The organism is Ruegeria sp. HKCCD6426 (assembly GCF_057221115.1).
This window is the reverse complement of sequence record NZ_JBWVBF010000003.1, coordinates 251,248-277,228: the sequence shown is the minus strand read 5'-3', so window position 1 is coordinate 277,228 and position 25,981 is coordinate 251,248. Positions and strand designations below refer to the sequence as shown.

Here is a 25,981-nt window from a genome sequence, read left to right as displayed (position 1 = left end):
GGAGATAGAACATGGAACCTCTTAGCTGGACCGGCTCTATCGCCTTTCTCAACCCCTTGCTGATGATTGCGTTGGCGGCGCTGCTGCTGTCCATCCTGATCTGGATCATCGGCAGCATTTTTCTGCCCGAAGAGCAGGTCATTATCAATTCCGATGGATCGATTGCGGCCAGCGGCGGTGTCCGCGGGTTGACCAACCTAGCCCTGCGCTTCAGTTTCATGGCCTGTGTTGGACTGGCGTTGGCCTATCTGATCCTGGGTATCGTGATGGGCACTGGCGCAGGCATTATTGGGGCGATTTCCCAGCAATTCCTGCCCGTCTGGTTGTCGCTGATCATAATGTTTGCCATGTCCATAGCCTTCAAGCGACGGCTGGGTCTGTACGGCAAATTGTATGACAGCCCGATTGGTATGATTGGGTTCGGGCTTGTCATGTTCTGGGTTTTTACCGGCGTTTTCGGAGCCCTTGATCTTATCGTGACCCATGATCCGCTGACCCAAATCTCGGGCATGAAGAACAAGTTGCCTGGAACACCGTTGCCAAGCCCGAAAGATGGCGAGTTTGCCTGGTATCTTCTGGGTGGTGACAATCTTGCCCGTGACGTCTTTAGCCGGATGGTGAAAGGCGCTTGGATCGTGGTGCAGATTGCCCCGCTTGCAACGCTGTTTGCCTTCATGGTCGGTATCACGCTGGGCTTGCCCGCGGGATATTATGGTGGTCGTTTGGACACCTTCCTGTCCTTCCTTGCCAACCTGATCCTGGCCTTCCCGGTTATTCTGCTGTTCTACCTGCTGGTGACACCAGAGATCGTGGCCACGGGTGTGCCGAACTACATGGCTGCTGTGCTATTCGTCTTTCCGATCCTCTTCATCGGTGTTCTGCTGAATTCACGCTACTACACGCGACCGAATTTCCGCACGCCGCTGCTGATTGGGGTATTGGGAGTGGCGATCTGGTTGTACCTGTCGCTGATCTCGAGCGGCGGGTATATTATCGACACCGATGACTACAGGATTTGGGGCCTGCCGACCTACCTGGATCTGTTCGATATCCCCGGTGGCATTCTCGTGGTCTTTGTCTCGGTGGTCTTCGTCAACTCACCCACGGTGTTCCGCATCGTGCGCGGTCTGGCGCTGGACATCAAAACACGCGACTACGTAGCTGCAGCGCAAACCCGCGGTGAGGGCCCATGGTACATCATGCTGTGGGAAATCCTGCCCAACGCTCGTGGCCCTCTGATCGTCGATTTCTGTTTGCGGATCGGTTACACCACCATCCTTCTGGGTACCTTGGGTTTCTTTGGCCTGGGTCTTCCTCCGGAAAGCCCGGATTGGGGTTCGACGATTAACGAAGGGCGCAAGCTTCTGTCGATCTACCTGCACCCTGCCCTTCCGCCTGCCTTTGCCTTGTTGTCTCTGGTTCTGGGTCTGAACCTGCTGGCCGACGGCCTGCGAGAGGAAAGTTTGAAGGACTGATGTGATCGAGGTCGGGGGGCCAGCCCCCCGACCCCCGAGATATATTTGGCCAGATGAAAAGAAATCCTTTTCTTTGCGCCGACAGGGAGAACAAGATGAGCAAAATGGCGGAATATGACGGCCCGATCCTTGAGATCGATAAGCTGTCGATCTCTTTTTTCACCCGCCTGCGGGAAATCCCCGCCGTGATGGATTTTTCCGTCAGCGTGCAACCCGGCGAAGCCGTTGGGCTTGTTGGCGAATCCGGATGCGGGAAGTCGACCGTTGCACTGGGTGTCATGCAGGACCTTGGCAAGAACGGTCGGGTTGTGGGCGGCACGATCAAGTTCAAGGGTCGAGATCTGGCCGAGATGAGCTCCGAGGAGCTGCGCGACATCCGCGGCAACGAAATCGCGATGATTTATCAGGAGCCGATGGCTTCGTTGAACCCGGCGATGAAGATCGGCAAGCAGCTGATGGAAGTGCCGATGATCCACGAAGGCGTCAGTCAGGACGAGGCCTATGCCCGTGCTCTGGAAGTGGTGACCGATGTGCGCCTGCCCGACCCTGAGCGGATGCTGAACAGCTTTCCGCACCAATTGTCAGGTGGTCAGCAGCAGCGGATCGTGATCGCGATGGCATTGATGTCTAAGCCGGCACTACTGATCCTTGACGAGCCGACAACCGCGCTGGACGTGACCGTCGAAGCCGCCGTGGTCGAACTGGTCAGAGACCTGGGCAAGAAATACGGCACGTCGATGCTGTTCATCTCCCACAATCTGGGTCTGGTTCTGGAAACCTGCGACCGGCTATGCGTGATGTATTCGGGCGAAGCGGTAGAACGCGGTTCGATCCACGACGTGTTCGACGAGATGCAGCACCCCTATACACAGGCGCTGTTCCGCTCGATCCCGCTTCCGGGCGCTGACAAGAACTCGCGCCCTCTGGTGGCCATTCCAGGGAACTTCCCTCTGCCCCACGAACGCCCGCCGGGGTGTAACTTTGGACCCCGCTGCGACTACTTCGAAGAGGGGCGCTGTGACTCGCAGGACATCCTAATGCAGGCCGTTCCAGGCAACGACCGGCACCACACGCGCTGCCTCAAGTTCCAGGAAATCGACTGGAACGCCCCGATTACGCTCGCGGACCAGAAGGAAAAAGGCGAGATTGGCCGGACGGTTCTGAAGATGGACAACCTCAAGAAATACTATGAGGTTGCGGCGAACGCTCTGTTTGGCGGCGGCGAGAAGAAAGTTGTCAAAGCTAACGAGACGCTGAGTTTCGAAGCCCATGAATCTGAAACGCTGGCTATTGTGGGTGAATCCGGGTGCGGCAAGTCCACCTTCGCCAAGGTTCTGATGGGGCTTGAAACGGCCACGGACGGCCAAATCCTTTTGGATAACCGCAATATCGAGGACGTGCCAATTGAAGAACGGGACGCCAAGACGGTCGGAGAAGTGCAGATGGTGTTCCAGAATCCGTTCGACACGCTGAACCCCTCTATGACCGTTGGCCGCCAGATCATCCGAGCGCTGGAAATCTTCGGCGTTGGCAATTCAGAAGCCGAGCGCAAAAAGCGGATGCTGGAACTACTGGATCTGGTGAAGCTGCCGCGCGCCTTTGCTGATCGGATGCCGCGCCAGCTGTCAGGTGGTCAAAAGCAGCGTGTGGGTATTGCACGCGCCTTTGCGGGCGACGCCCGCATCGTTGTGGCGGACGAGCCAGTGTCGGCGCTGGATGTTTCAGTTCAGGCTGCCGTGACCGACCTGTTGATGGAAATCCAGCGGGAACACAAAACCACTTTGCTGTTTATCAGCCATGATCTGTCCATCGTTCGTTATCTCAGCGATCGGGTTATGGTCATGTATCTGGGTCATGTGGTTGAACTGGGGACCACTGATCAGGTGTTCAGCCCGCCCTATCACCCATATACCGAGGCGTTGCTGAGCGCTGTACCCATCGCCGATACCTCGGTCGAGAAACAGCACATCGTTCTTGAGGGCGATATTCCATCGGCCATGAACCCGCCACCGGGATGCCCGTTCCAGACACGTTGCCGCTGGAAATCCGAAGTGCCAGACGGACGGTGCGAGTCGCATGTACCACCGGTTCAAACGCTTGTGGATGGGCATCAGGTCAAATGCCACCTCGCCGAAGACATTCTGGCCCGTATGGAGCCGGTCATAAAAATCGCGGCCGAGTAACCAAGGCCAAAACAACGAGAAAAGGCTGGCGATATGCCAGCCTTTTTCTCTTTTTCCGTCTCGGTTTTATCCGCCCCAGATTACTTTCACGTAATTCTGCGTTTCGGCATAAGGTGGGACACCGCCGTGTCGCTCTACCGCTTCGGGGCCCGCGTTATACGCGGCCAAAGCAAGACGCCACGATTTGAACTTGCGGTACTGCCAAGACAGATACCGCGCTCCGCCTTCAAGATTCTGGATTGGATCATGCGGGTTAACGCCCAGCACCCGCGCGGTCTGTGGCATCAATTGTGCCAAGCCCAATGCACCTTTGTGTGACTTGGCATGGGGGTTCCAACCGCTTTCCTGCTGAACGAGGCGCAGGAACAGCTCTTCGGGCACGTTGTGCTGGCGCGCGACTTTTCGCGCATGCTCCAGGTACTGCCCCTTATAATTCCCGGTGTATCGCTTTGAAAAAGTGCCGTGTTCGGTTTTCGGTTTCAGACGCTCGGAATCACGGTACTGGCTGGCGGCACGGCTATCCAACACCTTGGCTTGCTTCAGGAAAATTGCCTTGCGGCTCTTGGAAGACAGGGTTTCGGCCGCAACCGCTCCTGACGTCGCACCCAAAACCAACGCTGCAATACCACCAACCAGAAAACGCATTAAAGCCTGTCCCGCTCGCTCTTTAACTCGACGGATTATATGTATTACGCCCAGAAATGAAAGCTTGGTTAAGAGAGGACTAAAAATTTCCCGATTACCGTTGCTTCATCAACCGTGTTTTAACCACGACGCAGGCCGTATAGGGTCGGCAGCAGAACACAGCGTCAGATTCGGGCGCGCTCCAGTCAAAAAAGAACGAGGGAATACATGGCGGGTTCAGTCAATAAGGTCATTCTGGTCGGAAATCTGGGCCGAGACCCCGAGGTACGGACATTTCAGAACGGCGGTAAGGTCTGCAACCTGCGTATTGCGACCTCGGAAACCTGGAAAGACAGAAACACCGGCGAACGCCGCGAACGGACTGAATGGCACTCGGTCGCCATCTTCAACGAAGGTCTGGTTCGCGTAGCCGAGCAATATTTACGCAAGGGCTCGAAGATCTATGTAGAAGGTCAGCTGCAGACCCGCAAATGGCAGGATCAGTCGGGCCAGGATCGTTATTCGACCGAGGTAGTCCTGCAAGGGTTCGGTTCGACCCTGGTCATGCTGGATGCCCGCGGTGAAGGCGGCGGTGGTGGCTACGGCGGCGGCCAGTCGGGCGGTTACGGTGGCGGCCAGGCCGGAGGTGGGTATGGCGATCCCTACAGTGGCTCGTCCAGCGCTCCGGCACCTGCATCCGGCGGTATCGACGACGACGAGATCCCGTTCTAACCAATTCGGAGACACAATATGGCATGGTCCTTCTCGCTCGGCCGGTTGCTCGGTTCGGAACTGAGGGTCCATGTCACATTTTTCCTGCTGCTGGCATGGGTCGGGTACGCAGCTTATTCCAGCGGTGGTTGGCCCGCAGCCATCGACAACATCCTTTTCGTTTTGGCGCTTTTCGCCTGTGTAGTGGCGCACGAGTTCGGTCACGCACTGATGGCGCGGCGCTATGGCATCAAGACACCAGACATCACCCTGTTGCCGATCGGTGGACTGGCGCGGCTGGAGCGGATGCCGGAAAAGCCAATGCAAGAAGTCTGGGTCGCCCTCGCCGGCCCTGCCGTGAATGTGGTGATCTGGGTAGTTCTGGTTGTATTGGGGGCGGGAACGCAGATCGACTCTCTGGCTCAGATAGACTCGACCCGGGCTGATCTTCTCAGCCGTCTGGCGTTTGTCAATTTGCTGCTGGCTGTGTTCAACATGATTCCCGCTTTCCCCATGGACGGCGGTCGTGTTTTTCGCGCTTTGTTGTGCCTGAAGATGGATCGGGTCAAGGCCACGCGCATTGCAGCTTTTGCCGGACAATTTGTTGCGGTTGGACTCGGCTTTCTGGGTTTGACCACGGCCAACCCCATTCTCGTGCTGATTGGCATTTTCGTCTTTGTCGCAGCCAACGCCGAAAGCCAGGATGTCGCCATGCGCTCGGTCGCGCGGCGGGTGATGGCGCGGGATGCGATGATCACCGAATTTCGCGCCCTTTCGCCGGGCGACACGCTCAGCACTGCGGCGCAGGCCGTCATCCACACGACGCAGCACGAATTTCCTGTGATCGACGCCAATGGTGCGTTGCTGGGCTTCGTCACACGAAACCACTTGTTTGCTGCGCTGGCTGGCGAGCATCCCCGCTCTGACCCAGCCACATCCATTATGGAAACCGATATTCCTCAGGTCGCGTTGACCAGCGGGCTGAACAAAGTGCTGGACGGTTTGCACAAAGGTGCCCCGGCTATCGCCGTCTGCACCCAGTCCGGGCAGATGGTGGGCTATATCACCCGCGAGAATATCGGCGAGTTGATGGTTATCCAGGGGCGCTGATCACCGACCTTAACAGACGGCTAGGGCATCCTCGAGAACGGACAATACTGCGTCCCTCGGTACGTCGGATGTAACAAATGCCTGCCCGATTCCTCGTGCCAGAATAAACCGCAACTGACCGTCGATAACCTTTTTGTCCTGAGCCATCAGATCGACCAGAGCCTCGGCACCCGGCAGTTCGCCCGGAATATCAGCGAGATCAGTCTTCATTCCCATGGTTCGCAGATGCGCTCGCACCCGGCTGGGATCTTCCTGTGAACACAAGCCAATTCGCGAGGACAGTTCGAATGCCAAAGCACAGCCGATGGCAACTCCTTCGCCATGCAGCAACCGATCAGAATAGCCGGTCGCGGCTTCCAGCGCGTGGCAGAAGGTGTGGCCAAGGTTCAGCAGCGCGCGATCGCCCTGCTCGGTCTCATCACGCGCGACGATATCGGCCTTCATCTGCACTGAACGGGTCACCGCCTGCACGCGCGTTGCCATGTCACCGGAGGAAAGGGCCGGTCCGTTGACCTCAAGCCACTCAAAGAATTCCGCATCACCCAGCAGGCCGTATTTCACGACCTCACCATATCCGGCCAGAAAGTCCCGCGCGGTCAGTGTCCCTAGAACCGACGTGTCCGCCAGGACCAGCGAAGGTTGATGAAACGCGCCGATCAGGTTCTTGCCCTGCGGGGCGTTGATACCCGTTTTGCCCCCAACCGAGCTGTCCACCTGCGCCAGCAGCGACGTCGGAATTTGCACGAACCGAACCCCACGCCGCAAGACGGCAGCCGCAAAACCAGCCAGATCCCCGATCACTCCGCCGCCAAAGGCGACAACGACATCTCGTCTTTCAATCTTTTCCGCCAGCAACCATTCGACCGCGCGTTCAAAGTGAGGCCAGCTTTTCGTGGATTCGCCAGCTGGCAAGGCCAGCGCCGTCATCTCGATCCCTGCTGCACCCAGACCCTCTCGCAAAGTGTCCAGATGTAGCGAGGCAACCGTCTCATCCGTCAGAACGGCCACACGCGGCCGTGGCAACAACGGCGCGATACGCGCACCGGATTGGGCCAACAGGTCAGGGCCGATCTCGACATCATAGGATCGTTCGCCCAGCTCTACATGTACGGATTGATGCATCTACTTTTGTTCCAAAACATCCGGGCGGGTTGCCAGAGCAACCAGCACTCGGTCCACCATATCTTCGATTGCGGTTTCGCCGTCGGAATCGGCCACCAGATCGGCCTGCTCATAGATCGGAACACGCGCTTCAAACAGCGCGCGCAAAGTCGCATGAGGGTCAGCTGTGCGCAAAAGCGGGCGTGTATCCTTGTGGCGAACGCGATTCCACAACACGCCCAGATCAGCCCGCAACCAGACAGAAACGCCACGTTCCGAGATCATCCGGCGGTTTCCTTCCGCCAGAAAAGCACCGCCACCGGTCGACAGAATGCCCTTTTCCTCGTCCAGAAGACGGCTGATGACCTGACTTTCCTTGGCGCGAAAGAAGTCCTCACCATCGCGGGCGAAAATCTCGGGGATGGTCATATTAGCTGCTGATTCGATCTCGGCATCGCTGTCCAGAAACGGAACACCAAGCCGCGCGGCCAGCGCCCGACCCACCGCTGTTTTCCCGGCGCCCATCATACCAACCAAAACAACGGTTTTGTGCAGATCAAACCGCCGCGCTGTGTCCGCCTGAGAGGTGTTATGCTTAATTTCGCTCATTTCATCGTGAATGACGTGATCTTGGGAAAAATGCCAGTTATAACTTGGACAAAACCAAAAATTGAGGCAGCGTTGACCCATGGGCCGTCTGTTAAAGTTCCTGCTCTACATTATTTGCCTGAGTTTCATCGGGCTGGTGGGCTATGCCTATCTCGGGCCGTTCTTCGGAGTGGATTTCTCCGCCCCGCAAAGCGAAATCCGCGAACCGGTCATTTTGAATGCCGACTAGAGCCGCTCTGCTGGCGATATTCCTGGCCGGCACTGCACAGGCCCAGACGCAAGAGCCGCTGTCGGTAATCGACTGGCTGTCTGCCCCGCCTGAAAACCTGCCCGGCACTGTCCTGCTGGAACCTCCGGTGACCCAAAACGGGCTGCAACCGGACGTGCAGGTCACGCCGCTCGAGGCTCTTTCACCACCCCTTGGGCTGGTATCTTCGTCTGTCACCGGCCTGCCCGTCGATCTTTGGCAACGCAGCGATCCAACGCGGTTGGCCGAGTTGATCGCGCGTGTGCCGGTCAAGGCCAACCCCGCCATGCAGAGACTGCTGTTCACCCTGCTGCTGTCCGAAGCCCGCCCGCCGGCGGTGTCCGACACACCCGGCGAGTTGTTGATGGCGCGGTTGGATCGTCTGATGCAGCTAGGTGCGGCGGATCCGGTCCAATCTTTGGTACAACTTGCAGGTCCAACCGACTCGCAGGATCGGTTCGAACGCTGGTTTGATGCTACATTGCTGACCGGCGACGAGGACCGCAGCTGTACAGCGCTGATTGCGCAACCACACTTGTCGCGGGACTATGCCGCACAGATATTCTGCAAGGCGCGCCGCGGCGACTGGACCTCGGCTGCTCTGACGCTTGAGGCGGCGCATGCTTTGCAGGTCTTGCCGCAAGATGAGCTGGACGTGCTTGACCGATTCCTCAGCCCCGAGCTGTTCGAAGACGCGGCCTACCTGCCGCAACCCGAGGACCCTGATCCACTGACCTTCCGCCTGTTCGAAGCAATTGGCGAGCGGTTACCTACAGCATCCCTGCCCCGTGCCTTTGCCAACGCCGACTTGCGGGATGTAGCCGGATGGAAAGCTCAGGTCGAGGCTGCCGAGCGTCTGACCCGGATCGGTGCATTGACGCCAAATCAACTGCTGGGGCTCTATACCGAACGCAAACCCGCCGCGTCCGGCGCGGTCTGGGACCGCGTGGCCGCTATTCAGCGATTTGACACGGCGTTGCAACCCGACAACCCCGAAGGTGTCGCGAAAACTCTGCCCGAAGCCTGGAAGCAGATGCGCAGCATTGGGTTGGAAGTTCCCTTTGCCGAACTGTTTGCAGAAAGGCTTTCGAACGTTTCCCTTGAAGATACCGAAGCGGAAAACCTGCGCTGGCGCATCCTGTTGCTGTCCGAACGCTATGAGGATGCCGCTTTGGCTGAACCCAATGGGCCGGAAGAAAACCCGTTTCTGGCCGCACTGGCACAGGGAGACCCCGGTCGCGCACCCTCACCTTCACCATTGGCGGATGCAATCTCCGAAGGGTTCGCATGGTCAGCCCCAATTCCGTCCGACATTGATGTGCTGTTGCAAAACGAGCAACTGGGAGAGGCCATTCTTGAGGCGATGAATCTGTTTGCCCATGGGGCGCGCGGTAATCTTGTTGATCTGACCGCAGCCATCGCGGCATTTCGGCGGGTCGGGCTCGAAGACACAGCGCGCCGCGCGGCATTGCAACTGATGATTCTGAACGGGGCCTGACCATGACGGCGCCAGCCACGCAGAATCTGTGGATTTCCACCTTCCTCGAAGCGCAAGCGGCAGAACTTGGCGCGGCGACAAACACGCTGCTGGCTTATGGGCGGGATCTACGTGATTTCTCGGAATGGCTGAACCGCCACAAGTCCAGCTTTGCCGACGCAGATCGGGATCAGATCGAAGGCTATCTGATTGATTGCGACGCCGAAGGTTTGTCGCGCTCGACCCGCGCACGGCGGTTGTCGGCGATCAAACAGCTCTATCGCTTTGCGTTCGAAGAAGGCTGGCGCGAAACCAACCCGGCCATACAAATCAAAGGCCCCGGACGGCAAAAACGACTGCCCAAGACATTGGACGTGGAGGAAGTCGACCGATTGTTGGAGGCCGCGCGCCAAACCGGGCGCGGCACAGCGGACAAGGTGCGTAACACCTGCTTGATGGAATTACTCTATGCCACGGGAATGCGGGTGACCGAGCTGGTATCTCTGCCTGTCTCATCCGCGCGTGGCGATCCGCGTATGTTGTTGGTTCTGGGTAAAGGCGGCAAAGAACGAATGGTTCCCCTGTCACCGCCTGCCCGCGAAGCGTTGGCCGCATGGCTGATCATCCGGGATGAAGCCGAAGAAGATGCCGTGTCGAAAGGTGCGCAAAGGACCCGGTTCCTGTTCCCATCGCGCGGCAAATCGGGGCACCTAACGCGCCACCGGTTCTTTCTGCTGGTCAAGGAGTTCGCGGTTAACGGCGGTGTTTCACCGGAAAAGGTCACACCGCACACCCTGCGTCACGCCTTTGCAACGCACCTTCTGGCCAACGGCGCCGATCTCAGGTCAATCCAGACCCTGCTGGGTCACGCGGATGTCGCCACCACCGAAATATACACGCATGTTCTGGACGAACGCCTGTCGGAACTGGTGCTGGAACACCACCCTCTGGCAAAAGATGATCCGAGCAGTAAGGGCTAACCCCTTGATCGGACGGGGCCTCGCCCCCATAACGGATGCAGCAACAAGAACTTTCAAGGACCGATGGAACCCACCGAATCTCTGCTTGATGGCGCCTTCTGGATCACCTCAGGCTCTATCCTTCTCCTGCTCGTACTGTCGGGCTTTTTCTCTGGCTCGGAAACGGCCCTGACGGCCTCATCCCGCGGCAAGCTGAGGACACAGGCTGACAAAGGTTCGCGCGGGGCGCGAAAAGCGCTGGATATTACAGAAGACAACGAACGTCTGATCGGATCGGTTCTGCTGGGCAACAACCTGGTCAATATCCTGGCGGCTTCGCTGGCCACCGCCTTGTTTACCCGGCTTTTCGGAGAAAGCGGAGTAGCACTGGCGACGTTGGTAATGACCTTTCTGGTACTGATCTTTGCCGAGGTGTTGCCCAAGACCTATGCCATCACAAATGCCGAGAAAGCGGCTGCCGCGGTTGCACCGGTGATTGGCGCTGTCGTGACGGTCTTCTCGCCCATTGTGGCCGCCGTCCGCCTGTTGGTCCGCGGAGTCTTGCGCCTGTTCGGTGTTCGGATCGACCCGGACAGCAACATCTTGGCTGTACGCGAGGAGATCGCTGGTGCTTTGCAGCTGGGGCATTCCGAAGGCGTAGTCGAAAAAGAAGACCGCGACCGCATTCTGGGTGCGCTGGACTTAGGCGACCGCGCTGTGGAAGAGATCATGCTGCACCGTTCGAATATTGAGATGATCGACGCGAATGATGAGCCCGAGGCAATCCTGAAACAGTGTCTGGAAAGCCCCCATACTCGCCTGCCAGTTTTCCGGGACGAGCCCGAGAATATCGTGGGCGTTGTCCATGCCAAGGATTTGTTCCGCGCCATGTACACGCAGGTCGGCGGGACCGGTGGTGATACTGGTCGGCTGAAGGATTTCGATATCGCGAAGGTGGCGAATGCCCCCTATTTCGTTCCCGAGACGACGACTCTGGATGACCAGATGCGTGAATTTCTTCGGATGCATAGCCATTTTGCGCTGGTCGTGGACGAATACGGGTCTCTGCGGGGGCTGATCACACTGGAGGACATTCTGGAAGAGATCGTCGGCGAAATCGCGGATGAGTTCGACATCGACGAAGACGTTCCCGTCACCCGAACCGAGGACGGGCAATACCTGGTCGAAGGCGCGATGACCATTCGTGATCTCAACCGTGCCCTTGAATGGTCCCTGCCTGATGAAGAAGCCAACACGCTGGCCGGTCTGGTGATACACGAGGCGCAGATGATTCCGATCGTGGGTCAGGTTTTCTCGTTCCACGGTTTCCGGTTCGAGGTCACGGCACGCGAAGGCAACCGGGTCACTGAGTTGAAAATACGCCCACTGTGACGGCGGGTAAGTTTCTGTATCTTCGGCCAATTGGTCACTGATAGAGTTGGCAAATCGAATTTTTGACAACTTGGATCAGGAGCCCATTAAGATGCCCAGCCTGAAGCGCAAACTGCGTGACACAAACGACCGGCTCAGTTCGGTGGTCTGTACTATTCCGTCAGCCACCGTCACGCAGGCGGTCGCTGCTTGTGGTGTCGATTCAGTCATCATTGACCTTGAACATGGGGCGGTGGACTATGCCTCGGCCCATGCCATGATCGCGGCAACGGCAGGAACGGAATGCGCGCCTTTGGTCAGGGTTGCCAAAAACGATCCGGCGCATGTGAAACGCGTATTGGATTTAGGTGCAGAAGGAATTGTCTTTCCTCTCATTCGCACGGTGGCGGATGCGCGGGAGGCGGTGGCAAGCTTGCATTATCCACCAAGCGGGACGCGAGGTTTTGGGCCATTTCTGGCGCAATCACGCTGGGGAGAGTCCCTGCCATCCTATGCGCAATCGGTCGAGCCCGAACTGGTTTGCTGTCTGCTGATCGAAACCACCGAAGCACTCAAGAATATCGAGGATATCTGCGCCGTTCCCGGCCTTGACCTCTTGATCATCGCACAATTCGACCTCAGCACCGAACTCGGGTTGATGGGGCAATTTGATCATCCGGATTTTCTGTCTGCGGTCGACCGGATCGAAAAAGCAGCAATGAGCGCCGGTATCCCATTGGGCAATATCGCCCTGACGGAAGATCGTGCGAAGGACCTGTTTGTCAAAGGATACAGGCTTATCGGCGGGTTTGACGCTCTGTGGCTGCGAGAGAAAGCTTCACAAATCCATGGCTGGTGCAATGCGTGACAAACGACAGATGGTGTCGCTAACGGAACAGTAATATGCGCGACCCGGCGACAGGTTTTGCAAAACAGCAGGAGGCCAATGTGAAAACCACTACCCAAGTCGCAGTGATCGGCGGCGGCGTCGTCGGATGTTCCGTACTATACCACCTGACCAAACTAGGCTGGTCGGATGTGATGCTGCTGGAACGTTCGGAACTGACCAGCGGATCTACCTGGCACGCGGCGGGCGGATTTCATACTCTGAACGGCGACACAAACATGGCCGCGCTGCAGGGCTATACGATCCGGCTGTATAAAGAGCTGGAAGAGATCACTGGCATGTCCTGCGGTCTGCATCATGTGGGTGGTATCACGCTGGCTGATAATCAGGACCGGTTCGACATGCTGCTGGCCGAACGCGCCAAGCACCGCTTCATGGGGCTCGAGACCGAGATTGTCGGCCCGGACGAGATCAAGAAGATTGCTCCTATCACCAATACCGACGGGATTATCGGCGCTCTGTACGACCCTCTTGATGGCCACTTGGACCCTTCGGGTACAACTCACGCCTATGCCAAGGCCGCTCGAATGGGCGGGGCAACGATCGAAACCCATTGTATGGTGCGTGAAACCAATCAACGGCCCGACGGAACGTGGCACGTGGTGACGGACAAAGGCACCATACATGCCGAACACATCGTCAATGCAGGCGGCCTTTGGGCACGCGAGGTTGGCGCGATGGCCGGAGTTTATTTCCCGCTGCACCCGATGGAGCACCAGTATCTGGTGACGGATTCGATCCCGCAGATCGAGGCGATCATCGACGCGGGCGGCGAACACCCGCATGTGATGGACCCCGCCGGTGAAAGCTATTTGCGGCAGGAAGGGCGCGGTCTGTGTATCGGATTCTACGAACAGCCCTGCAAACCCTGGGCCGTAGACGGCACCCCATGGGAGTTCGGGCACGAGCTGCTACCGGACGATTTCGACAAGATCACCGACAGCATCGAGTTTGCGTATAAACGCTTCCCGGTATTGGCCGAGGCCGGAGTGAAATCGGTAATACACGGGCCGTTCACCTTTGCTCCGGACGGTAACCCCCTGGTCGGACCAGTGCCGGGTATGCGCAATTACTGGTCCGCTTGCGGTGTCATGGCCGGTTTCAGCCAGGGTGGCGGCGTTGGTTTGACACTGGCGCAATGGATGATCGAAGGCGAGCCGGAACGCGATGTCTTTGCCATGGATGTGGCCCGCTTCGGCGACTGGATCAGCCCTGGTTACACGCGGCCAAAGGTGATTGAGAACTATCAGAAACGCTTTAGCGTCGCCTACCCGAACGAAGAGCTGCCCGCAGCCCGACCCAATCGCACCACTCCGATGTATGATATTTTCAGCGACCTTGGCGCGGTATGGGGACAACAATACGGGCTGGAGGTGCCAAACTACTTCGCCCAGGGCGACGAGCCCAGCTACGAAACGCCTTCCTTCCGCCGCTCGGACGCGTTCGAGGCAACTGGCCGCGAGGTACGCGCCGTGCGCGAAAACGTGGGCATCAATGAGGTCCACAATTTCGGCAAGTATCGCATTACCGGCGCCGGTGCCCGCGCCTGGCTGGATCGGATCATGGCTGGGCGCATTCCGAAGCCTGGACGCCTGTCCCTGACCCCGATGCTGTCCCCCCGGGGCAAGTTGATCGGGGATTTCACCATTTCCTGCCTCGGCGAGCAGGAATTTCAGGTGACCGCGTCATATGGCAGTCAGGCGTTCCACATGCGCTGGTTCGAACAGAACACGCAGCAGGATGTAACCGTCGAAAATATTAGTGATCGTCTCAACGGGCTCCAGATCGCCGGACCCAAGGCCACTCAGGTTTTAGCCGCCTGCACACGCGACGAAATTTCGGACCTCAAATTTCTTGACGTACGCCGGATGACTGTCGGCATGACAGACTGCATCGTTCAGAGGGTCAGCTACACCGGCGATCTTGGTTATGAGATTTACTGCGATCCCATGGCGCAAAGGCAGCTATGGTGGACATTGTGGGAAGCCGGACAACCGTATGGCATGGTGCCGTTCGGGATGCGCGCTATGATGAGCTTGCGTCTCGACAAGTTCTTTGGCTCGTGGATGCGAGAGTTCTCGCCGGATTACACCGCAGCCGAAACTGGGCTGGACCGGTTTATCTCATTCACCAAGAGTGCAGATTTCATCGGCCGTTCGGCAGCCGAGGCGCAGCGCAAAGAAGGCACGGACCGCAAGTTGGTGGCCTTTGACGTCGACGCCACAGACGCCGACGTCAACGCCTACGAACCCATCTGGCTTGAAGGTCAGGTCGTGGGGTTTTGCACCTCGGGCGGGTATTCTCATTACGCGCAGAAATCTGTCGCTTTGGGCTTCCTGCCAACTGATCGCGTGATCGACGGATTGGAGGTCGAAATCGAGATTCTTGGGCAGATGCGACCGGCCCGTGTGATCTCGACACCTTTGTTCGACGCAGACGGGGCGCGCATGCGGGGATGACTCGCCCCTATTCTGACGGCATGGTGACGCTATGACCCAAATTCCCGTCATTCTGCTGGCCGCCGGTCAGTCCAGCCGCATGGGCGGCAAAGACAAACTGATGCAAATCGTCGACGGCATACCATTGCTACGCCGGTCGGCGTTGCGGGCTATGCCGGTTGGGCCGCTAATCGTCGCTCTGCCCCCAGCCCCGCATCCGCGTTATGACGCGCTAGTTGGTCTGGATCTGGAAATGGTTGCGATCCCCGATGCAGCAGAGGGCATGAACGCCAGTCTGCGAGGCGCGCTGACACGCCTTCCACCCGGCGCGTCAGCTGCAATGATTCTGCTGGCTGACTTGCCAGATCTGACAGCGGCCGATTTGGAAGCTGTCCGGCAATCCGTGGAGGACAATCCCCAGAACTTGATCTGGCGCGGAGCAACCAGCGACGGTGTGCACGGACATCCGGTTGTTTTCGACAAGTCGCTTTTTGAACGACTTTCGGATTTGACAGGCGATGGTGGCGCTCAAGCCGTTGTCAGAGCCTTCCGGAACAAATTGCACGTTCAACGCTTGCCTGGGCAGAATGCTCTGCTGGATCTGGATACACCCGAGGATTGGGCGCGTTGGAAAGCGACGCAGTCATCTTGATAAATGCTGATCCCAAAATGAACACGGCCCGGTCGAAAACGACCGGGCCGATTGCCCTAAATCAAGACTACCACTTTCACCATTCCCGAACGCGCGACCGGATCACTTTAAAAGCGTCCCGAGATCGCTGCCGAACCTAAACAAGACCCCCTCGTTAACAAGCAGCTCAGCGCCCACGGTACCTGAAATATGCCTCCGACACCCCCTAGTGTCTCGGGCCCCCCTCGATTGGGCAATTTCATCGTCACCCATAAGATGCGTTCAAACAACGTAAAATTAGAAGAATCAGTTAATTTTGTTGGAAGCAATCTTGTATTTACGCAACAACACGACTCGCCACGTTCTCCTTAAAGTTGTGGACAATCAGGAGCAGCCTCTACGGTTTTGACCAGCCTGTTGACGCGCAACTCGCAAAATCTCGTTTTTGCGTATACCTGTGTGGAGCCGCTGATACCGCATCTGATACTTTACTCTACCTATAAGGGAAATTGCCGCAGAACGCGTCCAACTCAGTTTCTTTGTTAACAAATTCGATTCAATTCAACTGTTTTAGTGATTTGCGGTCATTATCGGCAACAATCCACCGATTCGATTGACGCACATCAGCGTGATTCTGTTCATTCGAAACCTCGAAGGGCCTCGTTTCGGCGCTGAAAAACAGCAAAATTAATGTTTCTTAACCTGCAGCACAGAAACCCCAAAGACTGATGCGGCATCTCCTGTCTCCAAGCGCGGACTAAACCGCCAAACACACACAGGAGTCATAATGAGCATCCGCAAATCCTCACTGCTTTTCCCGCGCACGTCAAACTGGATCGGCGCCGGCGCCCTGGGCGCGGCCATGTTGGCCACCACTGCCATGCCCTCGATGGCAGACGAGGCATTGGCTGATCTGGTCGAAGCCGTGTCGCCTTCGGTCGTGACCATCATTGCTGAACAAACCGCCGCGCCCGCGCCCGCTCGGGGCCAGGAATTTGATTTTGAAGACCACCCGTTCGGTGAGTTCTTCAAAAGGTTCGGCGGTCCGGAAGGATTCAAAATGCCGCAGCGTGGGCCCAGCCAAGGATTGGGGTCCGGTTTCGTGCTGGAGGAAACAGGCTATATCGTCACCAATCACCACGTCGTCGACAACGCCAGCACTGTCACCGTTCGTCTGAGCGACGATCGCACCTTCGAGGCCGAAATTGTTGGTACTGACCCACTGACCGATATCGCCGTGCTCAAGATCGATGCCGGCGAAAACCTGCAAGCCGTCGAGATGGGCGACAGCGAAATTATTCGCGTCGGCGAAGATGTTGTGGCGATTGGCAACCCGTTCGGTCTCAGCTCGACGGTCACAACCGGGATCGTGTCCGCCAAAGGGCGCAACATCTCGGAAGGTCCCTATGCCGAATTCATCCAGACGGATGCTGCAATCAACAAAGGCAACTCGGGTGGTCCCCTGTTCAACATGGAAGGTGAAGTAATCGGCGTGAACTCGGCCATCTATTCGCCCAGCGGTGGATCGGTTGGTCTGGGCTTTGCCGTGACCTCGAACATCGTCGAACACATTGCTGCCGACCTGCGTGATGACGGCCAGGTCAGCCGTGGCTGGTTGGGTGTTGCAATCCAGACCGTCAGCCCGCAGCTGGCCGCTGCCTTGGGAATCGACGCGGCAAACGGCGCGCTGGTGTCAGACGTGGTTTCCGGCAGCCCAGCGGACGGTGTGCTGCAGCAGGGCGATGTAATCCTGTCGTTCAACGATGAGGCCGTCAATTCCAGCAGCGATCTGCCAATTCTGGTCGGTACGACCAAGGCTGGAACTGAAAGCGTTCTGACCGTTCTACGTGATGGTAAGCAGCAGCAGATCGAGCTGACCATCGGCCAGCATCAGTCCGCATCTGCAACTGCGGACACTGTTGTCGAAGACAAGTTCGCCGACAGCTCATTGGGTGTCACAGTTACACCGTTGACCGAGGCTGCTCGCGCCGAAATGGGCGTAGCCGAGACCGTGGACGGAGTTGTCGTGACCGAATTGCAGCCCGAAGGCCCCGCCGCCAAGGCCGGGTTGCGGCGTGGCGACGTCATTGTCCGGTTGGGCAATCAGGACACCGCAACTCCGGATGCTCTGCAGACCGCATTGGAAAGCGAAAAGACCGATCCGGCGTTGGTACTGATCAATCGTGGCGGCAACCAGATCTTCGTTGCGATCGAGCTCGTCTAACCCCCCAGCGCGTACCTTAGATGGGGAAAACGGGTGCGCGCCTCCTGGTTGGCATGGTTTGTCCACGTGCTGCCAGGACGGCCGGGTGCGGCATCGCACCCGGCATGTTTTTTTTAACGGCCATCTGTGTTTAAATCCCGATTGAAAGGAACCGTAAGCATGAGTAGACGCCTGCTGATCGTTGAGGACGACGCCGACACACGGGATTTCATCGCCAAAGGATTTGGCGAAGAAGGTTATGTGGTCGAGGTTGCTGCGGACGGCCGCGAAGGGCTGTACCATGCCACTGATGGCGGATTTGATGCCATCGTGCTGGACAGGATGCTGCCTGGGCTGGATGGGTTGTCGTTGATCAAATCGATGCGGGCCGCCGGACTGAAAACTCCGGTCTTGATGCTGACCGCGATGAGTGCAGTAGACGAACGCGTCAAAGGCCTGCGGGGTGGCGCTGACGATTATCTGGTCAAACCATTTTCTTTTCAGGAACTGCACGCCCGGATCGAAGCCTTACTGCGTCGCCCACAAGAAGCCGAAGAAACACCTACCCTCACCTGTCGCGACCTTGAAATGGATCTATTGACCCGCAGAGTTACGCGCGGTGATCGGGAAATCACTCTGACCCCGCGTGAGTTTCAGATACTGGAGTTTTTTCTGCGTCGAAAAAACCGCGTCGTATCGCGCACCATGTTGCTGGAGGGGGTTTGGGATTATCACTTTGACCCCAATACGAACGTAGTCGATGTTCACATTTCAAAACTGCGCAGACAGCTGGACGAGGACGGGGCCGACCCGTTGATCGAGACAGTTCGGGGGGCTGGATATATGGTATCGGATGGCTGAGCTGCGCCTGTCGCTCAAGAACGCGCGCACACGTCTGGTTCTGGCCAGTATGGTCCTCAGCGCCCTGCTGACGGCAACTGTTCTGGCAATGGTTTATGTCACGGCCAACCGAACCATTTCCGGCGAAACCAGATCGGTTGTGTCCGCCGAACTGACGGGTCTGGCCGACGAATACGAACGGCGTGGTCTGATCGGGCTGATGTCCGCGATCGAACGGCGATTGCCAAGTGCGCCCGAACGCGACGCCGTGTACCTGCTGGCAGATCGTGTCGGCAACAAACTGGCTGGTAACCTGACTAGCTGGCCCGAAGGCATTGCAGCAGGAAGTGGTTGGGTCGAGTTGAGCCTGCGCAAAGTGGACACCGATCAGTTCGTTCCGATCTCTGCCGCGTCGATCCGCCTGCCCGGAGGAGAGCGGCTGCTGGTCGGGCGCGACGCGCAAGCGCGGCAACAATTCGACCAGGTGCTATGGCGTTCGGTCGTGTTGGCGCTGACTGCAGCGCTTGCTCTCAGCCTGCTGACCGGATGGTTGCTGACAAGGCTGGTGTTTTCGCGCCTGAAAGATATTGCGGATACAGCCGAGGACATCGTTTCGGGCGACCTGTCCCACCGCATGCCGATCCGCGGCACGGGCGATGAGTTCGATCAGATGGCGGGCACGCTCAACAACATGCTGGACCGGATCGAAGAACTGATCAGCAATCTGCGCACCACATCCAATTCGATCGCGCATGACCTGCGCTCCCCTCTGTCGCGCCTGCGTCAGCGGATCGAAGCTCTGGCAGAACCCGGAAAATCCGATCAGGAGCGAGAGGTCGATACCGCTCGGGCCACTGTGGAAATCGACCATTTGCTGCGTGTTCTCAGTCAGCTTACTGAAATCTCACGGGCCGAGGCCGGCTTGGGTCGCGAACAATTCGAGCCCGTGAACCTGTTGCAACTGGTCGGGGACGTAGTCGAACTTTACGAACCGGTCGCAGCGGATCAGGGTATCCGGCTTGAAGTAACAGGCTCAGCGGACCCGATCCAGGGCCACCGGCCGCTGCTATCGCAAGCGCTTTCGAATCTTCTCGAAAACGCTATGCGCTATGCGCCAAAAGGTACGGCTATCACCATCAACATCAGCGAAAATGGCCCTCACACACTGCTCAGCGTGCGGGATCGTGGCCCGGGTGTACCCGAAGCCGATCTACCGCGCCTGCAACTGCCATTCATTACGCTTGATCCGGCCAGAACCGGTCGTAATGCAGGGCTGGGTCTGGCGCTTGTTGCCGCCATCTCGCGAATGCACGGCGGCGCGTTCCTGGCACGAAACCGCTCCCCGGGTCTGGAGACCGTAATTCAATTGGCCAGGAAGCCCTAAACCGGTTTACCTTTGATCGCCATATTCTTGTTTTTAAATCGCTTATCCTCAGTCACCTCGACGCCAAACCAGTCGGGGGGACTAAACTGCTTGGCCTCGGATTCGGACCCAAATTCGACCTCAACCAGCCGCAAAGGCGCCAAGTCTCCCCGAAAAATATCCAACTCAAAGACCCGCCCGTCTGCAAGGTTTCCGGTAAAGCGTTCTTTCTCGACACGGCGGCCAGAGGTTTCGGGCCAAAATGTTTCGAATTGTTCGGCTGATATCTCAGCCTCTCGTTCGACTCGCACCAGCGACCCGGCACCTTTGAGGGTCAGGTAATAGGTTTCGTTCTTTTGCCGTAGACGCAACTCTGTCGAATCCTCGGGCGCGGTCAGATACCCTTGGCGGACCAAGGCCTTTTGCACTTTGGTCAGATCGGGCAACTCGGCCACAAGGAATTTGCGTTCGATTTCCGTACTCATTTGGCCCGAGTCACTCTGTTGTCCAATTCGTCATACAGCGCCTGATAAGCCGCGCTGGCTGCGCTGCGCCTGGCATAGGTTTGCACTGGCGCGCGGTGTTGTCCCATGCGTTCAATATCAGCGGCAAAGGGTATGCAGCTACGCAGGAACCGCTTGCGGTACTGCTTGCGCATCGACTGCATTGTCTCGAGATGTAGCGTTTTTCGTTTCTGTACCATCGAAAAGAACGCCCGCAGCTTTTTCTTGGGCAGATTCTTTGCGGCGAAGAATCCGACCAATTGCTCAAATGATCGCTCCGAAAGCGTTGTGGGGATAACCGGCACGACGATAGTGTCAGCAGCCTTGAAGATGTTTTCCGACAGTATCGAGAAATTCGGCGGGCAGTCCAAAACGATCACGTCGTAGTCCCCTCCAACCGACATCAATGCCTTTTTCAAACGCGAGCGTTTGTTCCGCATGCGTGATAGGAACACGTCAAAATCACGGTGGGTCAGATTTGCAGGAAGAACGTCCAACCCTTCGAAATCACTGGCGCGTATGGCCTTGGTAAAGCGTTGAACATCCTCGAAAAACCGAGCCTCTGTCAATTTTCTTGACGGCCTCACGCGCAGATAAAACCCCGACGCCCCTTGCGGGTCCAGATCGCACAGCAGTACGCGCTTGCCCCCCTGCGCGTAAGCATAGGCAAGGTTCACAGCAGTTGCTGTTTTCCCTACGCCGCCTTTGTTGCTGTAGCAGGCCAAGATCTTCATTCCTTAGCCCTCCGACTCGTGAAACAGAGTTCGGAACAGGCGGCGGATTTTGGGGCTGTCGAAGTGTTCGAAATTCGAAAGGACACGATCGCGTTCTTCCAATTGCTTCTGGCTTAGCACCGCAACCAGACCGCCAACTGCCATGCCAAGCTGCGCATTTGCCTGACCCGAGCGCGAGGTCCGTTGGGCAACAAAATGCAGCAACGCCTCTTGCTGAACAGAACAGTCGTTGAACAAACCAAGGTTATTTTGAAGTTTCTTCAATGGCTTAATGATCTTTCTGAAGGCTTTAGCATCGAACAAGGGCGCGAAGAATTCCATGAGATACCGCAATTTCTTGCAGTGAATACGCAAAGTGTGCACCACCTTATCCGAAGTATCGGGAGTGATGCTGCGAGCGAGTTTGCAGACCTTGCGATAGCGTTTCCAGATCAGCGTTCGGGCATAAGCATAGGCGCCGGCCTCGGCGTTCTGGCCAACCGCAAGCTGTGTGTGGTCCTGAAACTGAGTGGCCAAGGCTTGCATGGAGGCCTTGTATTTCGCGCTGCGAAGACGACGTGATAGTCGGGATAGTTCCTGAACGCGCTCTGCTTGGATCTGAGCAAACAATTCAATTAACCCGGCATGAAGTTCTTTTGGTAAAACGCTGAAGTACCTATCTTTCTCAAAAAGATAGACATCCAAATCCCGTAAACGGCCCGTCGGTGTCATATGGTCAGCGAACACGTTTTTCAGTTGATCCGTCAGGTCATCTGAGTACACGCTTTGAAACAGGCTGAGTACCGAACGGATACGACGCAGAGACACTCGGTAGTCATGCAGGAATTCGGTATCGATATCGGCAATGATGCCCGCTTCGTTCTGACATGCGACTTCAAGGAATGTTCGGATGATGTCCGTGGCGGCCTGAATGGCGGGTTCAGATTTCCCAAGCGGAATATCCGGCTTGGCGAGATAGGGGCGCATACCCGGATACAATTGAGAAAACACAAACTCGGCTCGGGGTTGGCCGTTGTCGAGCTTGCCCAAAGCAGCGCAAGTCCTGGCAAACGCGCGATCATACCCGCGCAGACGTTGCAGATGAACGATAGCGATCTGACCATTCTCGGATTTCAGCGACATGACCGAGCCGCGAACCAGGGTTTTCTGAAGATCATCCAGGACAGCAATCGATTGCTCACCGATCCGTCCTTCTCCAACGACCATCAGCGCCCGCAAGGAAGGAAAATCTGAAAGTGTCCGGCGCAATGCTCCATCCGGGAGATCCTGAATAAAACGGCCCTGCCCGATGACATTTTCTGCGACGACAACGCCGTTATCGCCAATCAGCCGCACCCCGCCTGAAGTTTCGATCAGCAGTCGCCCGGAACGTCGCAGCGATTGATCATGGCAATCCAGAAACGTGAACGCCCGGTCCGCCGATATTGTCGCCAGTTCCACCCGGTACCCGTCCAACGCTTTTTCAAGCGAACCGGCCTGCAGTTCCTGCGGGACCACAAAAATTGCGCCCTGTTCACCCGTCACACCAGACCCTTCCATGCTGTCACCGGATACATTCCCACCCTGGAAACGCCATTTCCCCGAACACCGTTTCCGAGCACAGCCAAGCCTGCCAAAGACACCCGGGGCATTCACCAAGCACAAGCGATGTGTTGCATTAGCCTTTCTCGGAGTTCGTTCAGTCACCCTTATTAGGTATGAAATCGCAACGTGTATGCCGGATCAAGGAAAACTGCCCCGGTCTGGCGCAAACACCCGGCTAGGGCTGGTGACAGCTGCCCGAGGCCACGATAAGACCAAAGCATGACCGACCCCGTTTCTTCGATCCGCAACCTTGGTCCAGCTTTTGAGCAAGCCTGTGCTCGCGCTGGTATTCATTCAGCGCAGGAGTTGCGCGACCTGGGTGCTGATGCAGCGTATTCGCGGTTGTTGCAGGCCGGGACTCGGCCACATTTCATTGGCTACTATGTGCTTGTAATGGGTTTGCAGGGACGCCCATGGAACGACTGCAAGGGCGAAGAGAAAAAGGCGCTGCGGCGGAGGTTCGATGCAATCAAGGCCGAGGCATCGTCGGCACCGGAAACGCAGATGATCTCTGACCTGGACGCGATCGGGGTGCGCATTGCGCCACGCGACCTAAAACAGATCTGAGCACAAAAAAAGCCGCCCCCGAATTCGGGAGCGGCCAATTCAATTCCGTCTGACGGCGGTTTAACCGACCAGTTCGATGCCCGAGAAGAAGTAGGCGATCTCAACAGCAGCAGTTTCCGGAGCGTCTGAGCCGTGGACCGAATTTTCGCCAACCGATTCAGCGAACTCAGCACGGATGGTGCCGGGGGCCGCGTCTGCGGGGTTGGTTGCGCCCATGACTTCGCGGTTTTTGGCAATGGCGCCTTCGCCTTCCAGAACCTGAACAACAACCGGAGCCGACGACATGAATTCGCACAGTTCGTCATAGAACGGACGCTCGGCATGCACGTCATAGAACTTGCCAGCCTGAGCCTTGGTCATGTGGATGCGCTTTTGCGCCACGATGCGCAGGCCTGCATCTTCGAACTTGGCATTGATCTTGCCAGTCAGGTTGCGGCGGGTTGCATCGGGCTTGATGATCGAGAATGTGCGTTCCAGTGCCATATCGGCCTCTCCTTACTCTGAATGCGCGGGGTGCCGCGCCGAAATATATCGCGCGCCGCCTAACATGGTACGGGGCGTATGAAAAGCACTATGATGCAAAGCGGTTCAGATCGTTTCAGGCAACGGGTCCTGACGGTCTACCCAGCGGACATACAATACCGCCAACAGGCCGATGAAGCTGCTGATGCACATCATGCCCAGCACCAAAAACGGCCCGTTTTCCGGGTTTACAAACGCACCGGTCAGCGACGTGATAACCGCCCCCAACGCCACAATCATCGCCCCCGACAGCCCGGCTGCACTGCCTGCAAGTTTTGGCCGCACTGACATCAGGCCGGCCGAGGCATTCGCGTTGGTCAGTCCATTGCCGAACCCCACAAATACCGCCGAACCGAAGAAAACCCAGACCGAGCCCATCTCACCGAGAAACAGAATCAAACCGAAAAGCGGCCCCAAGGATGCGACGATGCGGCCTGCCAAGATCATAGTGGTCAACGGCGTAAACGCAGCGATGCGCCCTGTGATAAAGTTACCCACCATGAACCCACCGGTTATGATGCCTATACCAAGACCCAGCATCGCCGGGCTGAGGTCGAACCATGCTGCCGCCACCAGCGGCGCACCCGTGATGAAGCTGAAAAACCCGCCGATTGAGAACGCCGCGCACAAGGCATAGCCCCAGAAGCGGCGCGCCCTAAAAAGATGCGGGTATTCTCGCAGCTGAGCACCGAAAGTTGAGGAGCGATCGGTATTCGTTTCACCCATATCCACCCAAAGCAGCGCCAGCATGCCGGCGCCAAATGCGGAATACAAAATAAACCCGGCGCGCCAGCCGAACAGCATATCAAGGGCGCCACCCAACATCGGCCCCAACATGGGCGCCAGAGCCATCGCCATCGCGACGTAACCCAGCTTACTGGCCGCCTCGTTTGGGGGATGCATATCCCGGATCGATGCGCTTGAAAGAACTGGTCCGGCGACCACAGCCGCTTGCAGCAGGCGAAACCCAAGGAAGGTCCAGATCGAGTCGGCCAATACACAGCCCAGCGACGCAAAGGAGAAGATTGCCATACAGATCAGCAGGATGGGTCTGCGACCGTATCGATCAGACAGAGGCCCCATGATCAGTTGCAGTACCGCCGAAACCGCCAGGTATCCGGCAACCGACAGGTTCACCAGCCCGTAATCGACCTGAAAATCCTCTCCCATCCGAGCAAGCGATGGCAGGAACATATTCAGTGACAACACTGACAACGCGGTCGCAAAAATCAGCGTGATCAGAGACGGAGGTGTTTGAGCCGCGCGCATGAAGAAAACCGGTGTGAAATGCCAACCGAACCCGTGCTATCACATGGTCCGCGCCATGCCCATGCCGAACCTTTGCCACTGTGCATTGCGGGGTCCGGACATGGATTGAGCGCATAGCCCCTTGGACGAGTGCGAAGGAATGACGCAGCCGGAAAACAGCGCTTTCAATTCCTGATTATTTAAGTCAGTTACTCCTTGCGCGAACAGAGTCGACAAACAACACAAGGTCACTCTAATGATACCAAAGCTTGCTTTTACCACCTGTTTTCTTGCTTCAACGGCCATAGCTGATGAGACGACAGTGACAATGGACTATGAGCTGTTCGAAACATCAATTGCGCACACCGATCTGGAAACTTGCCCGGCAAACTTGCCCCAATCAGGCGCTTTTTGTCGTGCCACTTTGCACCACGACGAATTTCACGTCTTTGCTTTCAGTGAGGAAGGCGACCAGGTTTTGGTTGGATTTGCCTCCTACCCGTTCGAAGACGTGGCTGTTGAATTGAACTGATACGCAGTCAGCAAAGTAACCCCATTGACAAGCGTCAGGCCG

General features: G+C 57.2%; 24 protein-coding genes. 16 read left to right on the top strand and 8 right to left on the bottom strand.

The window, feature by feature from the left end; genetic code table 11:
* Positions 1 to 11: 11 nt before the first annotated feature.
* On the top strand, positions 12 to 1,475 hold the full coding sequence (locus tag AC2TDA_RS10175) for an ABC transporter permease (protein WP_480845810.1): 1,464 nt from the start codon (positions 12 to 14) through the stop codon (positions 1,473 to 1,475).
* Between the two features lie 95 nt (positions 1,476 to 1,570).
* Positions 1,571 to 3,658, top strand: a complete 2,088-nt coding sequence (locus AC2TDA_RS10170; protein WP_480879169.1) for a dipeptide ABC transporter ATP-binding protein — start codon at positions 1,571 to 1,573, stop codon at positions 3,656 to 3,658.
* Between the two features lie 66 nt (positions 3,659 to 3,724).
* On the opposite strand, the gene AC2TDA_RS10165 is transcribed toward AC2TDA_RS10170, so the two are convergent.
* Positions 3,725 to 4,303, bottom strand: a complete 579-nt coding sequence (locus AC2TDA_RS10165; protein WP_480845813.1) for a lytic transglycosylase domain-containing protein — start codon at positions 4,301 to 4,303, stop codon at positions 3,725 to 3,727.
* Between the two features lie 207 nt (positions 4,304 to 4,510).
* Between AC2TDA_RS10165 and ssb the strand changes: the two genes are divergently transcribed.
* A complete protein-coding gene (gene ssb, locus AC2TDA_RS10160; protein WP_480845815.1) occupies positions 4,511 to 5,014 on the top strand; it encodes a single-stranded DNA-binding protein in 504 nt (167 codons plus the stop codon).
* 18 nt (positions 5,015 to 5,032) lie between these two features.
* Entirely contained in the window at positions 5,033 to 6,103 is a 1,071-nt protein-coding gene (locus tag AC2TDA_RS10155) for a site-2 protease family protein (protein ID WP_480879166.1), read from the top strand.
* A gap of 9 nt (positions 6,104 to 6,112) precedes the next feature.
* Here the strand turns inward: AC2TDA_RS10155 and aroB are convergent, their stop codons facing one another.
* Positions 6,113 to 7,225, bottom strand: a complete 1,113-nt coding sequence (gene aroB / locus AC2TDA_RS10150) for a 3-dehydroquinate synthase (protein ID WP_480845819.1) — start codon at positions 7,223 to 7,225, stop codon at positions 6,113 to 6,115.
* Positions 7,226 to 7,813, bottom strand: a complete 588-nt coding sequence (locus AC2TDA_RS10145) for a shikimate kinase (RefSeq protein WP_480845821.1) — start codon at positions 7,811 to 7,813, stop codon at positions 7,226 to 7,228.
* 79 nt (positions 7,814 to 7,892) lie between these two features.
* On the opposite strand from AC2TDA_RS10145, the gene AC2TDA_RS10140 reads away from it, so the two are divergent.
* From AC2TDA_RS10140 to AC2TDA_RS10095, 10 genes are all read left to right on the top strand, one after another.
* Positions 7,893 to 8,042 (top strand): hypothetical protein, encoded by a 150-nt coding sequence (locus AC2TDA_RS10140; RefSeq protein ID WP_480845823.1) that lies wholly within the window; start codon positions 7,893 to 7,895, stop codon positions 8,040 to 8,042.
* The gene (locus tag AC2TDA_RS10135) at positions 8,032 to 9,558 is read left to right on the top strand and encodes a hypothetical protein (protein ID WP_480845825.1); all 1,527 of its coding nucleotides are present in this window, start codon (positions 8,032 to 8,034) and stop codon (positions 9,556 to 9,558) included. The genes AC2TDA_RS10140 and AC2TDA_RS10135 overlap by 11 nt, the downstream gene beginning before the upstream one ends.
* Before the next feature lie 2 nt (positions 9,559 to 9,560).
* Positions 9,561 to 10,517, top strand: coding sequence for a site-specific tyrosine recombinase XerD (locus tag AC2TDA_RS10130; protein ID WP_480879164.1), 957 nt, complete (start codon positions 9,561 to 9,563; stop codon positions 10,515 to 10,517).
* 63 nt (positions 10,518 to 10,580) lie between these two features.
* Positions 10,581 to 11,888: an HlyC/CorC family transporter gene (locus AC2TDA_RS10125; RefSeq protein WP_480845829.1), complete on the top strand. Its 1,308-nt coding sequence runs from the start codon at positions 10,581 to 10,583 to the stop codon at positions 11,886 to 11,888.
* 91 nt (positions 11,889 to 11,979) lie between these two features.
* Positions 11,980 to 12,735, top strand: coding sequence for an HpcH/HpaI aldolase family protein (locus AC2TDA_RS10120; protein WP_480879162.1), 756 nt, complete (start codon positions 11,980 to 11,982; stop codon positions 12,733 to 12,735).
* Between the two features lie 80 nt (positions 12,736 to 12,815).
* Positions 12,816 to 15,233, top strand: a complete 2,418-nt coding sequence (locus tag AC2TDA_RS10115) for a GcvT family protein (protein WP_480879161.1) — start codon at positions 12,816 to 12,818, stop codon at positions 15,231 to 15,233.
* Positions 15,234 to 15,264: 31 nt separating this feature from the next.
* Positions 15,265 to 15,864 (top strand): nucleotidyltransferase family protein, encoded by a 600-nt coding sequence (locus AC2TDA_RS10110; RefSeq protein ID WP_480879160.1) that lies wholly within the window; start codon positions 15,265 to 15,267, stop codon positions 15,862 to 15,864.
* A gap of 766 nt (positions 15,865 to 16,630) precedes the next feature.
* A complete protein-coding gene (locus AC2TDA_RS10105; protein WP_480879158.1) occupies positions 16,631 to 18,067 on the top strand; it encodes a DegQ family serine endoprotease in 1,437 nt (478 codons plus the stop codon).
* A 159-nt stretch (positions 18,068 to 18,226) separates the two neighbouring features.
* Positions 18,227 to 18,907: a response regulator transcription factor gene (locus AC2TDA_RS10100; protein ID WP_480845838.1), complete on the top strand. Its 681-nt coding sequence runs from the start codon at positions 18,227 to 18,229 to the stop codon at positions 18,905 to 18,907.
* The gene (locus AC2TDA_RS10095; protein WP_480845840.1) at positions 18,900 to 20,270 is read left to right on the top strand and encodes a sensor histidine kinase; all 1,371 of its coding nucleotides are present in this window, start codon (positions 18,900 to 18,902) and stop codon (positions 20,268 to 20,270) included. The genes AC2TDA_RS10100 and AC2TDA_RS10095 overlap by 8 nt, the downstream gene beginning before the upstream one ends.
* On the opposite strand, the gene AC2TDA_RS10090 is transcribed toward AC2TDA_RS10095, so the two are convergent.
* The 3 genes from AC2TDA_RS10090 to AC2TDA_RS10080 are packed head-to-tail and all read right to left on the bottom strand — an operon-like array spanning position 20,267 to position 23,025.
* Positions 20,267 to 20,734, bottom strand: a complete 468-nt coding sequence (locus AC2TDA_RS10090; RefSeq protein WP_480879157.1) for a CYTH domain-containing protein — start codon at positions 20,732 to 20,734, stop codon at positions 20,267 to 20,269. The two genes, AC2TDA_RS10095 and AC2TDA_RS10090, sit on opposite strands and share 4 nt — an antisense overlap.
* Positions 20,731 to 21,486, bottom strand: a complete 756-nt coding sequence (locus AC2TDA_RS10085) for a ParA family protein (protein ID WP_480879156.1) — start codon at positions 21,484 to 21,486, stop codon at positions 20,731 to 20,733. The genes AC2TDA_RS10090 and AC2TDA_RS10085 overlap by 4 nt, the downstream gene beginning before the upstream one ends.
* A 3-nt stretch (positions 21,487 to 21,489) precedes the next feature.
* Positions 21,490 to 23,025, bottom strand: coding sequence for a CHAD domain-containing protein (locus AC2TDA_RS10080; protein ID WP_480879155.1), 1,536 nt, complete (start codon positions 23,023 to 23,025; stop codon positions 21,490 to 21,492).
* A 264-nt stretch (positions 23,026 to 23,289) separates the two neighbouring features.
* On the opposite strand from AC2TDA_RS10080, the gene AC2TDA_RS10075 reads away from it, so the two are divergent.
* Positions 23,290 to 23,637 (top strand): TfoX/Sxy family protein, encoded by a 348-nt coding sequence (locus AC2TDA_RS10075; protein WP_480879154.1) that lies wholly within the window; start codon positions 23,290 to 23,292, stop codon positions 23,635 to 23,637.
* A gap of 60 nt (positions 23,638 to 23,697) precedes the next feature.
* Here AC2TDA_RS10075 and ndk read toward each other — a convergent pair whose 3' ends face one another.
* Positions 23,698 to 24,120, bottom strand: a complete 423-nt coding sequence (gene ndk, locus AC2TDA_RS10070; RefSeq protein WP_239337727.1) for a nucleoside-diphosphate kinase — start codon at positions 24,118 to 24,120, stop codon at positions 23,698 to 23,700.
* A 105-nt stretch (positions 24,121 to 24,225) separates the two neighbouring features.
* On the bottom strand, positions 24,226 to 25,428 hold the full coding sequence (locus AC2TDA_RS10065) for a multidrug effflux MFS transporter (protein ID WP_480879152.1): 1,203 nt from the start codon (positions 25,426 to 25,428) through the stop codon (positions 24,226 to 24,228).
* Between the two features lie 301 nt (positions 25,429 to 25,729).
* Between AC2TDA_RS10065 and AC2TDA_RS10060 the strand changes: the two genes are divergently transcribed.
* The gene (locus AC2TDA_RS10060) at positions 25,730 to 25,939 is read left to right on the top strand and encodes a hypothetical protein (RefSeq protein WP_480845853.1); all 210 of its coding nucleotides are present in this window, start codon (positions 25,730 to 25,732) and stop codon (positions 25,937 to 25,939) included.
* Positions 25,940 to 25,981: the final 42 nt, after the last annotated feature.